General features: G+C 39.5%; 10 protein-coding genes and 1 pseudogene. 2 read left to right on the top strand and 9 right to left on the bottom strand.

Annotated features, from left to right (window positions below):
• Nucleotides 1-82: 82 nt before the first annotated feature.
• Nucleotides 83-979: a stalk domain-containing protein gene (locus MKZ11_RS04990; protein WP_340792908.1), complete on the bottom strand. Its 897-nt coding sequence runs from the start codon at nucleotides 977-979 to the stop codon at nucleotides 83-85.
• Nucleotides 980-1,349: 370 nt separating this feature from the next.
• On the opposite strand from MKZ11_RS04990, the pseudogene MKZ11_RS04985 reads away from it, so the two are divergent.
• Nucleotides 1,350-1,842 (top strand): annotated as a pseudogene (locus MKZ11_RS04985) (ECF transporter S component).
• Nucleotides 1,843-2,451: 609 nt separating this feature from the next.
• On the opposite strand, the gene MKZ11_RS04980 reads toward MKZ11_RS04985, so the two are convergent.
• The 8 genes from MKZ11_RS04980 to MKZ11_RS04945 form a co-directional block, all read right to left on the bottom strand.
• On the bottom strand, nucleotides 2,452-3,954 hold the full coding sequence (locus MKZ11_RS04980; RefSeq protein ID WP_340792907.1) for a malate:quinone oxidoreductase: 1,503 nt from the start codon (nucleotides 3,952-3,954) through the stop codon (nucleotides 2,452-2,454).
• A 320-nt stretch (nucleotides 3,955-4,274) separates the two neighbouring features.
• Nucleotides 4,275-5,462, bottom strand: a complete 1,188-nt coding sequence (locus tag MKZ11_RS04975; RefSeq protein ID WP_340796921.1) for a DUF4317 domain-containing protein — start codon at nucleotides 5,460-5,462, stop codon at nucleotides 4,275-4,277.
• 824 nt (nucleotides 5,463-6,286) lie between these two features.
• On the bottom strand, nucleotides 6,287-7,411 hold the full coding sequence (locus MKZ11_RS04970) for a plasmid pRiA4b ORF-3 family protein (RefSeq protein WP_340792906.1): 1,125 nt from the start codon (nucleotides 7,409-7,411) through the stop codon (nucleotides 6,287-6,289).
• A 39-nt stretch (nucleotides 7,412-7,450) separates the two neighbouring features.
• A complete protein-coding gene (locus MKZ11_RS04965; RefSeq protein ID WP_340792905.1) occupies nucleotides 7,451-7,861 on the bottom strand; it encodes a VOC family protein in 411 nt (136 codons plus the stop codon).
• A 777-nt stretch (nucleotides 7,862-8,638) separates the two neighbouring features.
• The gene (locus tag MKZ11_RS04960; RefSeq protein ID WP_340792904.1) at nucleotides 8,639-8,917 is read right to left on the bottom strand and encodes a hypothetical protein; all 279 of its coding nucleotides are present in this window, start codon (nucleotides 8,915-8,917) and stop codon (nucleotides 8,639-8,641) included.
• Nucleotides 8,918-9,150: 233 nt separating this feature from the next.
• Complete coding sequence (locus tag MKZ11_RS04955) at nucleotides 9,151-9,597, bottom strand: ATP-binding protein (RefSeq protein ID WP_340792903.1); 447 nt, start codon at nucleotides 9,595-9,597, stop codon at nucleotides 9,151-9,153.
• 487 nt (nucleotides 9,598-10,084) lie between these two features.
• Nucleotides 10,085-11,443, bottom strand: coding sequence for an IS1182 family transposase (locus MKZ11_RS04950; protein WP_340792672.1), 1,359 nt, complete (start codon nucleotides 11,441-11,443; stop codon nucleotides 10,085-10,087).
• Between the two features lie 213 nt (nucleotides 11,444-11,656).
• Nucleotides 11,657-12,415, bottom strand: coding sequence for an SDR family oxidoreductase (locus MKZ11_RS04945; protein WP_340792902.1), 759 nt, complete (start codon nucleotides 12,413-12,415; stop codon nucleotides 11,657-11,659).
• Between the two features lie 190 nt (nucleotides 12,416-12,605).
• On the opposite strand from MKZ11_RS04945, the gene MKZ11_RS04940 reads away from it, so the two are divergent.
• Complete coding sequence (locus MKZ11_RS04940; RefSeq protein ID WP_340792901.1) at nucleotides 12,606-13,205, top strand: TetR/AcrR family transcriptional regulator; 600 nt, start codon at nucleotides 12,606-12,608, stop codon at nucleotides 13,203-13,205.
• The last annotated feature ends 124 nt before the right edge of the window (nucleotides 13,206-13,329 follow it).

The following is a 13,329-nucleotide window of genomic DNA, read 5'->3' as shown; positions in this document are numbered from 1 at the left end:
GGTTTTGGTACTGGCCTCCTAAAGACTTCAAACCTATCTTCAGGGGACCGGTACCTGAGCACCGCCTGATTACTCGACATTCTTACTTTATTAATTCTCGAATAAATTCAACAGGGACATACGTTTTCATTGGCTCAAGAAGAGCTGGAGCTACATCAAAATTAAGAAGTGCTTTGTTATAGCCGTACGTTTTTTCACCCCGTGTAATTGTGTAGCTTAGAGCACCTTTTGAAATGATTGCTCCTTTACCAGTCGATTTCACTTTATAACCAAGTTCCTCAACAAGAAGTCGAAGTGGTACCATTTTTGTTCCGTCCACATCATAGAAATCATTAGCAATAATTTCTTCGATAACTGAGTCTCCTGGAGCTTCCTGATCCGCTTCTTTTTGATCCAATACAACTACCTTTGAAGGCGGTGTTTGTGCAGGGATACTCATTGTTGTAATTGTATAGAATACAAGTAAATTTTTGTCGGCTAGATCAGTGATTTTTACTTCTTTGCCCGATAAGCTTGATAGTTCCGTCTCTTCACTGACATTTAATTTTAATGACAAGTTAGCATCCAGTAAGTCTTTATCAAATGTTCCTACAGTTGCTTCACCCATTGCCTCTGTTTTGACAATAACTACCTCTGGGCTATACTGTGGTGGGTAAATTGCTAACATTGGTTTATTTGCAAATGTGTGAGCCTCTACTTTATCGCCTTTTTTCAGCTCCACCTTTTTACCTGTATTATCAAATACAAGTGTATCAGCTGTAACCGCTAGTACATTTATATTTTCCCCGTCTTTCATTGTATAGTACGTCGCATTATCGCGTACATCCACATTGTCAATTGTGCCTGCGATTTTAATGAAAACCGGTTGTACTTCCATTTCTTCTGTAGGTGCTTCATCGGCAAACGTTGTAGTTGCTACAGTTGCCCCCCCTAGTAACAAGGCTGTCATAGCGAATGGTACGAATTTTATCTTTTTCATAAAAAACATCTCCTTTTCATTTCACCCTATTAGTCGATTCCAAAACAAAAAGGTTACAATACTATCAACCTAGTTTTAGATAATGAACGCGACCGGCTACAAGGCTTCCTTCTAGTTTCCGTAACTACTTTAAAATAAAAACAAGATACTAATTATTTCTTACATAGCGTTTAATGTGTATTTAGATTCAATTTCAACTCATGATTCACCACTCATTTTTTTGATTTCCCTACAAACTGCTCCCTACCTTTTACACTAAATCGATACTTTTATGTATACCCTTTCTTCGCTAAGGTTATCAGTGAATACGAAAACAGATTTAAAAAGTCAGGACTCCAGACAAAGAAAAAATAAAGGTAGGATTATAACTATGAAATCAAGCACGTTTGATATGAACCTAACCGCAATGTTAATTGCACTCGTACTCGTTACACCCCTTACATTCAATTTCAGACTACCTATTGTGGCAAATGGTGGATTGGTTCATCTTGAAACAGCCACGTTCTTTATCGCAGCTATTCTTTTTGGCCCTAAAAAAGAGGTACTCGCTGGCGCTATTGGCATGGAATTATTTCACTATTATTTGATTGGACATTGTGGGCCCCCTTTACCTTTGTGGCTCGAGGCTTGCAAGGCTATATAGTTGGTAAAATTGCTTGGTCATTCGTTCGCAAAGGAAATAGTATTGCTTTCAATCTATTAGCCACCATCAGTTCAATTCCCGTTATGTTAGGTGTTTGTTATATTTGCGAACGGGTCCTATTTGGCAATTGGCTTCTACTCCCGGAAACTTACTTCAAAATATTGTGGAGATCATTGTAGCAATTCGAGTATGTGTTTTGCTGAAAAAAGTTTCTATTTAAACGTAAAAAGCAAATACTGCCCGCCTATTGTTCAGGCGGGCAGTATTTGCTTTTTTAATCCTTTTATCAAAGAAATGATTGTCCATTAGTGAAAAGTGTTGCTATATATGTTGAACAAATGAATATGGCATATGTGCTTTACAAGTTCTTTTGGGAGGTCTCTGAAAAAGGTCTAATACTTGGAACGAATTAAAAATCCTGCTAATACCGCTTCGGCGCTTTGTGGATGCCTCCCGCGATAAGCCAGAAAGAAGACCACTTTCAATCTTATCGCTACGGCTACCACGAAGTCGCGCCTTCGCTGGATGTTCTATGGAGAAAGAGCATTTCATTATCTGTGATGAGATCTGCAACCTGGGGTGCGTCTTTCTTGATTATAAGTAGTATCAACTAGTAACCACATTATAATCTCGGCATATACATCTCAAAATCACATTTCTCTCAATACTGAACACCCTAGCGCAGGCGCAGCAAAGGCGTCCCAAAGCGACAAGCGTTCTACAATCCATACCCAGAATTCCAACTCTCTCATTATTGAGCACCACAGCAGATTCAATGGGATTCTTTAATTCAACATATATAAATACCTTAACTTCCACGTCTAAAGAATTAACTATAGACTAGCTCTTTTCCGCTTAGACCAAGTGTCTCTGCTGTCGAAGCATGAATTTCGTCCAGAAGCTCCGGATTTTCCATTAGCGACAAGCCATAAGATGGAATCATTTCTTTGATTTTTTGTTCCCACTCATTCACATGTTCCGGGAAGCATTTTTGAATTATTTCAAGCATAACGTGAACAGCAGTAGAAGCACCTGGAGAAGCACCTAGTAATGCTGCAATCGAGCCGTCAGCTGCAGTGATAACTTCGGTACCAAATTGGAGCGTTCCTTTACCGCCGTCAGCAGTATCTTTAATAACTTGTACACGTTGGCCGGCTACTACGAAATCCCAATCCTCGCTCTTCGCGTTCGGGATAAACACGCGCAACTCTTCCATACGCTGTTCTTTCGATAACATCACTTGTTGGATCAAGTATTTGGTCAATGACATCTCTTTTGCGCCTGCCGCCAACATAGTTAGGACATTATCCGGTTTTACGGAAGTTACTAGGTCAAACATTGAACCTGTTTTTAGGAATTTTGGTGAGAAGCCAGCAAATGGTCCAAATAGTAACGATTTTTTATCATCGATAAATCGTGTATCAAGATGCGGAACAGACATTGGAGGAGCTCCAACCTGTGCTTTACCGTATACTTTTGCATGATGTTGCGCGATAACATCTGGATTATTACACACCATAAATATGCCACTTACCGGGAATCCGCCAATATGTTTTCCTTCAGGAATACCGGATTTTTGCAGTAGATGCAGACTTCCTCCACCGCCTCCGATAAAGACGAATTTTGCAGTATGGTGCTCGACCTTACCACTATCGACATTCTTCACTTTCAAATCCCATGAGCCATCGTTCGTACGTTTAATAGCGTCAACACTATGGTTATAGTTGATATCAACATTTTTAGTTTTTAAATGGTCAAATAACATGCGCGTTAAAGCACCAAAGTTAACGTCTGTACCAGAGTCAATTTTTGTTGCCGCTATCGCTTCATTCGATGGGCGGTCTTGCATAATAAGCGGAATCCATTCCATCAGTTTTGCTGGGTCATCGGAAAATTTCATTCCTTGGAACAAAGGATTGTTTGACATCGCTTCAAAACGTTTCTTTAAAAACGCTACATTTTGTTCCCCTTGCACCATACTCATATGGGGCAATGACATAATAAAGTCCTGTGGATTATGTATCAGCTTATTGTTTACGAGATACGACCAGAACTGCATTGAAACTTGAAACTGCTCATTAATACTTATAGCTTTGCTGATATCTACAGATCCATCCGGTTTTTCAACTGTGTAGTTAAGCTCACACAGTGCCGCATGGCCCGTTCCTGCATTATTCCATTCATTAGAACTTTCTTCCCCCGCGTTTGCGAGCTTATCAAATACTTTTATTTCCCATTCCGGTACTAATTCTTTTAGCATTGTTCCCAAAGTCGCACTCATAATTCCGGCACCAATTAAGATGACGTCTGTTTTCTTTTCGCTGTTGCTCATTTTTATCATCCTCATACTTTAAGATTTGCAGAAAGGATGTAGGCGCTCCTGCTTAGGCGTCACAACAAGCCAAAAAATGACTAGTCACATACCTTTTCTGTATGAATTAAAACAATATCACAGGCCATTGCAATTATTTATAGTTTATATTAACTATTATATAATAGTTATCGTCTATTTGATAGATGGTAAAAATCAGGGTTTCCATCCAAAAGGTCCTAACCCCGCTTCTATTCGGGGTAGGTACTACCGCTGGGAAGCCACCACTAGATGCCCCTAACTATTTATGCCCACTTGGTGTTCGGTCTATAAAGCTACAATTACTCCAACAGTTCTTCCGGAAGCAGCGTAAACCCTTCAATTATCGTGTCTTCTTCTACCTCAATCAAAATACAACGTTTTCCATTGACAGTGACCTGCCTCACATATCTCAAGTCTTGTGGGCTGATAGCAATGTTTGCTACTTTCGTTTCAATCTTGATGGACTTGGTTGTGTAACTTGGAACGATATGGCTTGCCTTCATTTCATATGTTTTGTCTTCGATTACTTTCTGAAATGCCCTTTCCACTATTTCCGTGCTCACATCTTTCACTCCACTTGCCTTCAGCACACGCTCCACTTCTTTAGTATCCAAAGTAGAAAGACTTTCATCTTCTTCCTCGTTTTCCACAAGCAACATACTGTTTAATTCATCATATACACTGGCAAGGGTTCTTGTATTCATCTCATTACCAGCCACTTCTTTTACGATTTCTTCAAAGACGGCTTTATCATCCTCAGCAGTCATAATCTCTTCGCCGTCCAGCACATTCTCGATGAAGTGGTAATCTGGCTTATTCGCTTTGCCAGCAGCATACAAGATGTGATTGACGTCTGCCGCATTGTCAGTAAAGCAAGGGAACACAAATCCACCAATTGGAGAAGTTAAATTGATGATCGGATCGAGCATGTCACGCGACTTAAATTCCTTCTCATTGAAATCAAATACAAGTGACCGTTTCGGCAGTTCAGTCTGATTCATACTGCAGAGAATGAATGGGTTCTTGTACACTTCATCCTGCTTTGCGACTTCCTCTTCATCATGATTCCTTTTCGTCGGTTTAAAATAAGTACCGCGGATAAAAGTCACAACGATATCCTTTTCATATTGAGAATCTTGCACCATTTTCCGGGCTATACTTTGCATATTCTCTTTCCAATCTCCTACTTCATCCGAATGGAGGCCCTCATATAAAAGTCGTTGCGTATGATCCGTTTGCTCCTCCGCTTGCTCTTGAAACTTCACCTCAAATAGTTTCAACCCTAGTTTTCCACCTAACACTTTTTTAAAGTTGGTCAGAAACAACTCCTGTTGCTCCCTGTCCAATAGGGAAAATGACTGGCTTTCCTCATGATAGAAATCACTGCTCTCCTGCTTAATATACACTTTATAAATCTCAGTGATTTTCAGTAAATCCGTATCTAACTTAAATTGCTTGCGAATCGCTGCAATGTCCTTCTTGTTCATCTCTATTTCAGCTCCCTGACCAGTATAATCTGTCATATCGAATCTAAAACTCACTTTATAAACGTAAAAAGAGCGTCAAAGCTTTTGTTCAGCATTTGACACTCCCTTATTATAGCAATGTTTTTGATGATGGTAGAACTACAATTGACTTCGAATGATTTGCGCCCTCTTCTAAGTGATTAAAACTAATGAAGTGCACCATCATTGACATAGTTATCACCACTAAATGACAAACTATTTTCCGCTACTTCATACTTCTGGAATCGAAAACGGTATGCTTGTTATACAAACTTTATTGATTTTAAGTAAGATCAATTTTCTACAAATGAGCTATTCAACAGAATATATTTATATGTATTTGGTGGATTAGAAGGGAGACAATATATGAACATCAAAAATAAGTGAATATATCCCAATTATCTGTCCATCACAAGAACGGTAGAAGTAGGTGGTCTTACTAAATCACAACTAATGCAGAGCCTGTTTGTGCGATTTGGAAGCAATCGCGCACTTTTGTTTAACAAAGACAAAGTGATAATCTGGATCCACATGTGCTGCTCACCAGCAATGTATCCATGCAACTTCTCATAAGATGATATTGTTAACAAAGATAAAGCGTACCTTGCCAGGATCCTGATCCATTTCTTAAATCTCAACAAAAGAGGTTTTTTAGCAAACAACCACGAGAATTTAAACATTCATGTTATTTCTTACACAGGTGCCAAAATATCAAAACAAATGTTTCCTACCAATCAACACCAACGGCAAGCATTCTTCTCACACATACGTTTCGCGTTGAGGAAGGAGACTTCTTCCTTAATCGATTAAAATCTCTTCAATTCTATATTTATATAGTCAATAGCAAAATCCTGATAACTCTGCATCCGTCCCCAATTAACCATATGCTCATACTCAGGGTGAGCGGGATCAGCAAGAATCCCGAGAAATTCTTCATAACCATACTCACCGCCTACATCTTCTGGTGGTGTATTCCCTTCCCCTTCCAAGCAAACAGGAGAGTTGGAATCATAGTTCTCTACAATACTTTCTACTTCGATATCATGCTTCCAGTCATCACCGAAATCATAATTGTATGTCAGTTTATCGTATGCAGGGATATATTCCGATAGCTTCACACCTTTTTCATGCTTCATGGCCACTTCCCTAGGATAAGAAAAAGCTTCTTGATCACAAACAAGGTTGATGATCGGTTTTTGGATTTTTTCATTATGCCCAACAGTTATGTGATTTTCCGAATTAACCACATTTCCATAAACATAAAAGTCATGAAGATGGTTATCTTGCCATCCAAAGGCCATCTGTATAATTTGATGCAACTGATTAAACGTTTTGTTTATAGGGACCACAAGTCGCCGCCATACATGACGGTTTTCAAGCCTAAGTGTCACTTTTAAAATTGCTGCTTTTGCTTCAAAAATGGATTGGCCTGCAAAAAGGGTAAGATCCTTATACATCTCTTCATTCGGTTGAATATAGCTGTTTTTTCCATCTCCAACTAAAAAACGGCTAATTCTGTTGCCCATGTCCGGCTGGAAAATAGAATCATTATCCCATAACTCATCAAAAAAGTATGCATTATCACAAGCCTTATTCATTCTTGCCACAGAAGTTCGATCCTTTGTTTTCGTAGCGGAAACTTCACCGGCATGAAGTAAATACTGGTCAATCACCTCGTCCGATATCCCTTCCCCCTGGAATGTTTCACGGATTCCTTGCAGGGCAATCTCGGTGAGCCTTTTAAAGTCTTTCGCTTTCAGGCCGTACAACACAACGGCATAACGATTATGATCATTCACTAACACAACCGCTTTCCTACGATTGACCATGATTAAATTTGCGTGCCAAGAGAAAAGTGGATTGTCCTCCGCAACTGATTCAGGTTCGACTTTAAGTTCAACTAAAAGTTTCTTCGTACAACGAATATGCATAATCGACAGCTCCTCTAATAAAGATAATTCTAATTAGGTTTACTCTGAATAACTACAAAGTTCAATCAAAGTACCATCAGTTGAGGCGGGATTAATATAGATGAGCCTTCTTCCACGTGCATTGGTGCGTAGTGTGTCCTCTAGAAAACGAACTCCATTTTCACTTGCTTCAAGTATTGCTTTGTCCAAATCGTCAACTCGATATGCAATATGATGCACCCCTTTTCCCCGTTGCTTAATAAAACGAGCCATTGGAGAGTTCTTGTTCGTCGGTGCCAGTAATTCAATTACTTTATCATTCGTTCTGACAACAGCAACGTACACTTCAACACCAGGTGTATCACTTGTATAACGGTCCTCTAATGAACCATTTAAAACATTAAGATAAAAGGGAAGTGCGTCATCAATACTTCTAACAGCAATTCCAACGTGATCTAAAACGTATCCCAATTTAACGCCTCCTTCAATATTATTATTTTTAATAATAACTACGTTCCAAGCGAATCTGGTGCTCAATATCAACATACGTTCTCTATTTACTTCTTGTCGTGCCATAAATCTCTTCTACCCCAACAGCGCTTCCGGGATTAGCTCAAACCCATCAATCATGCGATTGATTTCTTCATATACACTGGCGAGGGTTTGCACTCACTGACTAGTATAATCTGTCATATCGAATCTAAAACTCACTTTATAAATGTAAAAAGAGCGTCAAAGCTTTGGTTCAGCATTTGACACTCCCTTATTATAGCAATGTTTTTGATGATGGTAGGACTACAATCAATTTCGAATGATACGCGGACTCTTCCAAGTCGACACGGCGATAGATTTCCCATTAAAGCGTAGTTATCCTACAATGAAGGAAATGAACCGAAAAACGTAAGAAATGAGGGATTCATATGATGTGCGGATCAAAATGCTTCGTTGTGGAAATGAAACTAAACGGAACAAAGCAAATCAAACAAGTCACCGCGAGAACCCCCGTCGGTGCAAGGAAAGTAGTCAGGGGAGAATTCGGAGCTGACGCTGAGATAGTATCGGTGAAAGAGGAGAAGCGGATCTAGCGGAGGGACCTACGTTTTAAACTCTGGTAAGTAAATCCGAATTTTTAAAGGCGACATTTCGTTGGATTCTGAACGAAATGCCGCCTTTTTTGTTTACTCTGTATCGATGAATTAGACACGATCAATATACCCAGTCGAGACTTGCGGGGGTTATTGTCACATATTATTGCTCTTCTACAATTCCCTGGACATCGTTCAATTGTTGCTTCATCAAGTCTAACTGTTCTTTGTTTTGCTGGACTGAATTCGCTTGCTCATTATGTTGTTCAGCATGCAAAAATGCCTTTTCCGCACGTGATATTGAATTGAAAGCATGCTCAACTGCTATCTCTTCCGGATGTGACATTGCTTGCTTCACCGCACGATCCGCCTTTTGAACGGAGTTGCCTAAAAAAGTGCTTGGATTATCCTTTTTCCAACTTGTGTCTGAATCCTTAGCCATTTACACCTCTCCCTTCCTGCAAATAAGATAAGTTACGGAACGCTTAGTATTGTAAAATATCCTGAAAGTATGCGCGGTGAGGTCTAATAAATACGATTGCATGTCATTTTTTGATTTTAAAATTTCCTCGTCAGATTCATATTCATCATGTGATTACATTGAAAAGGCTCTCTGAAATGGTATAAAGTGAGGTTATTTTAATTCAGTAATCCCATCATATAATCAGACTATCCCTAAGAGTCGTTCCTATACGGCAGACATTCTTTCCCTTGTCTAATGGTTGCTGTACCTTCTGTTGTTGCATAAGGCGGTGTTTCCGGCAAAATGTTCATGACTAATAGACGGATCGAATGTTCTTTATAAAATAGTTCATAAAATGAAGGAATAATGTGTGGATCTGTATTCTCAAACACCCTTTTTTGTAATTCTTTTATGTCTACATCAAATGGAATCCCTATTAAAACATTGTCTATTCCCCGCACTTTGTCGGCCACGCCGAAAACAACACTGCCCCCGCCGCCATTTGCCATACAAACAGCGTATTTAATCATTTTATTGATATTTTCCTCTGCAGCACTAAAATTCCACTGTTTAAAGTCTAGGTCCTGTGCCTCAAAATCATCTGCAATATGATGATCCAATTGCTGAATGATCCTCATGATTTCTTTTTTATTCTTCATAAGAAAATCCTCCTTTCCAGCAAAATTATTCTATATACCTTGCACATTTGTTAACCAATGCTTATACAAAAAAGGCAGTCCCTAATCACAAATATACTTGTGGGAACTACCTCTTATTATATTTATATGTTTGTTTCATCATGGCTGTTTATAAAAGTTTTAGTCACCGGTGCCTGTGCATGAAAAAACGGCAAACAATTCATCAACGGTGAATATATACTTATACAAGATAGATACTTTCGTGTATATATGATTTCCGTTTTATAACTACTCAATTTATTGTATTAACTGAGTAGTATCTTGAACAGGCAACTAAAATTAAGTTGGATGAGATTCCGGTGGAATGGACTACAAAAGATACACTATGTGTTTTTTTATTTCTCAAAGATCATTTAACTGAATCAATTTCATAATAGCCATTTTTAAAAATGTGTAGAGTAGCCCCTTGATGATTTTCAAGTTTTTTAAAAATAAAATTTCGATGTAGTTAAGCTACTTGTAACGACTGTTGCTTCATTACTACTCTGATCCGATCCGTGGCTAATTTTGAAGCATTATAAACAAGCGTCACCAATTGGAAGTGCAGCTTCGCTTTCTTTCCAGTTCGATGACGGACATTATTGAGCCCGAAGAATTCTTTTAAATACGCATTGACCCGTTCGACAGCGGTACGTTCCTTGTACAGTTCATCCCACTTTTTCGATCCCCTGGCTGGATTGGTGTACTTCCTGAAATCCGTGGATTGTCTAATTTTATAGGTCTTTTGACAAAGGGTGTCGTGTTGTAATGGACAGGTCGCACATTCTTTCGGGCGTGTATATTTCAGTGTCTTGTATTTCGGATCGAAGCTATCGTAAAGATAGGAATGCTCTACGACACACGTCGGTGCGAAATGCTCGTCGTAACCGACCATCTCTCCTTCGTTGCGTCGATTATACGGAATGACGGCTTGTAGATTTTGGTCAGTCAATTGTTGATAAATCGGTTCGTAGTCGTAACCGGCATCGAAAAGACCTGTGTTAAATAAAGCTGGAAGGTCCCGATCAATTTTCTTCAATAATGGAATGGCTGCTTTCCCGTCATTGAGACTACCGGACGTCATCATACCCGTAAGAATATATTGGCTTTTTGTGCTGACGGCCAAATGACCTTTATAACCAAACCAGAAGGTGTTTTTTCCATCACTGTTTTTCTTGATTCCCCATTTCGGATCGATAGGGGCCTCTTTAAACAACGTTTCTACTGATTCGGATAGCTGATGTACAATCTCTTTTTCATAAATCGGACGCGCTTTCTCCGCCGCCTGTTTTTCTTTCAACCATTGTTCACGTTCGGCTTTTGGCTTGCGACCGCGCTTTTTCGAAGCCGGCTTTTCTTTCTTTTCGGAAGCCTGGGCACGATCCCTCGCCTCGAAATGGGTGGCGTCAATGGCGATGTTTTCTTCGCCAATATGCCCTTCATCGATGGCCAGCAAAATAAGATTGTCATGAATTTGGGTCATCGTATCTGATTCACTGATGACGGTAATCATCCTGGAATAAGAAGCTTCGGATGGGATTTGGTCGGAATGAAGAAAACCACAGTCATAACGAAAAATGGGGTCACGATCCAACCGTCTGACAAGATCCTTGATTGTCACAATACGCTCGACGACGCGAGCGATAAGTGAATAGATCATGGCACCGTAATTCAATTCTCTAGGTGCACCTACTTTTTTCGGTTTATCGAATAGATTCAAGATAGGATTTAAGTTAACTGTTGAAAAAACTGCTTCAAAATGATGGGTGGGTTCCATCTTATATAATTCATGCATGTCAAACAGGCTTTGTTGTCGTATAATGGACATAGGGGCATCTCTCCAGTCTGTTATGTATGTGTCGTAACTTACATTATACAGGATTTGGGGAGGTGCTCTATTTTTTATGTCTTGAAAGCCTTGATACGTAAGGGCTTAGGATTATGAAATTAACTCAACTATAAAAAAATTAAAGATATAAATAAAAAAATCTGGATTTAAAACAGTTCAGAACTGTTTCAGATCCAGATATCTATTTTCAAATTAATAAGCAGTCCATCCTGCATCTGCCGTTATGACCGTACCATTGACGAAGCTCGAATCGTCTGAAGCTAGGAACAATGCCACCTTTGCAATCTCTTCAGGCTTGCCCGTCCGTGGATTAATTGCAAGTCCCGGTTGAATGCGTCCCATCCCAAACTCGTTGATCGATGTCATCGAAGATCCGATGTTCGTTTCTACTCCCCCTGGGGCAATAGCGTTACATCGAATACCCTGCTTAGCGTACATAAAGCCCGTATTTTTTGTAAAGCCAACAACAGCGTGTTTAGATGCCGTGTATGCAGCACCAGCACGAGCACCATATAGTCCTCCTGCTGAAGCTATATTAATAATCACGCCTTGCTCTTTTGCTAAAAAGATCGGCAATACTTTACGTGTTGAACGCATAACACTCGTCGTATTTATCGCGAAAATCCGATCCCACTTATCGTCTTCAATATCACCCGCAGCTTCAAAGTTGTCCATAATACCGGCATTATTCACCAACACGTCAACTGTGCCATACGTGCTGACAGCTGTGTCAATTAGATTTTGAATGTCCTCTTCTTTGGCAACATTCGCAACGACAACAATGGCGTCCCCGCCATTCGATTTAATTTCTTCTACCACTGCATTAGCAGAATCATTGTTAATATCGGACACAACCACTTTTGCCCCTTCTTGCGCATAGAGCATAGCGATTGCTTTCCCCATGCCTGAACCGGCCCCAGTTACAACCGTTACTTTGTCTTGAAGTCTCAATTTATTCCCTCCTATTTTAAATTGAATGCGTTTTCACAATAACGATAATGAACAGATGTTTACTATCTTTCATTTATAGTATAATCAATTCAAGCTACTTCATTCAATCAGCAAATCAACACAGGCTTGTTGCTTATTAGACACTCTATTCAAGTTTTGTTCGTTTATCTAAAAAATGAGGGGGTTAATAATGTCTGATCCATCACCAAGCGTGGATAGAAGGATTCGAAAATCAAAAGTGGCACTAAAAGACGCACTTCTAACCTTAATGCAAACAAAAGAATTCAAACATATTTCAATTACAGATATTGTCCAACTTGCCGATCTTAATCGGGGAACATTTTACAAACACTATGCAGAGAAAGAAGAACTGTTGGAAGAAATAATCGATGAAGTCATGAAGGATTTAATCACATCTTACCGTGCACCTTATGAAAGCCTGACTGTTTTTGAAGTCAGCAAGCTTACCGCTTCAGCCATTAAAATATTCGAACACGTGGCGACTAACGCCAATTTTTATACATTACTAGGAAAATCCAATATATTAACAGGTCTACAAGCCAGAGTCTGCAACGAATTATCACAACTTATCCTTCAAGACATATCCAATAGACCCTTACATACAGAAACCAATAGCAAGATGCTAGCCAATTACCAAGCATACGCAATTTGGGGAATGATAACCGTTTGGATTGACAGCGAATTCTTATATCCATCCGATTATATGGCCGAACAATTACTTGCGATTCTCCATCAAAGCTCGGTCAATGATACAGGATCACGGGGCTAAAATAACAAAGAAAAGTGAGATTATCATACCTGAATACAAAAGTATGAATCGAAACTATGCTAAATCGGCTCGATACCTGGTCCCAAAAGACGTCCATCCTATCTTCAATGAATCCAAGCCTGTG

Origin of the sequence: Sporosarcina sp. FSL K6-1508 (assembly GCF_038007465.1) — a bacterium.
Taxonomy (GTDB): Bacteria; Bacillota; Bacilli; order Bacillales_A; family Planococcaceae; genus Sporosarcina; species Sporosarcina psychrophila_B.
The sequence above is the reverse complement of the archived record's forward strand: the minus strand, read 5'-3'. Positions and strand labels throughout refer to the sequence as shown.

Excerpts from the sequence above, each read along its gene's own strand:
- MKZ11_RS04980 (WP_340792907.1), bottom strand. The coding sequence starts at position 3,954 with ATGAGCAACAGCGAAAAGAAAACAGACGTCATCTTAATTGGTGCCGGA.
- MKZ11_RS04950 (WP_340792672.1), bottom strand. The coding sequence starts at position 11,443 with ATGTCCATTATACGACAACAAAGCCTGTTTGACATGCATGAATTATAT.
- MKZ11_RS04940 (WP_340792901.1), top strand. The coding sequence starts at position 12,606 with ATGTCTGATCCATCACCAAGCGTGGATAGAAGGATTCGAAAATCAAAA.
- MKZ11_RS04960 (WP_340792904.1), bottom strand. The coding sequence starts at position 8,917 with ATGGCTAAGGATTCAGACACAAGTTGGAAAAAGGATAATCCAAGCACT.
- MKZ11_RS04970 (WP_340792906.1), bottom strand. The coding sequence starts at position 7,411 with ATGCATATTCGTTGTACGAAGAAACTTTTAGTTGAACTTAAAGTCGAA.
- MKZ11_RS04975 (WP_340796921.1), bottom strand. The coding sequence starts at position 5,462 with ATGAACAAGAAGGACATTGCAGCGATTCGCAAGCAATTTAAGTTAGAT.
- MKZ11_RS04955 (WP_340792903.1), bottom strand. The coding sequence starts at position 9,597 with ATGAAGAATAAAAAAGAAATCATGAGGATCATTCAGCAATTGGATCAT.
- MKZ11_RS04990 (WP_340792908.1), bottom strand. The coding sequence starts at position 979 with ATGAAAAAGATAAAATTCGTACCATTCGCTATGACAGCCTTGTTACTA.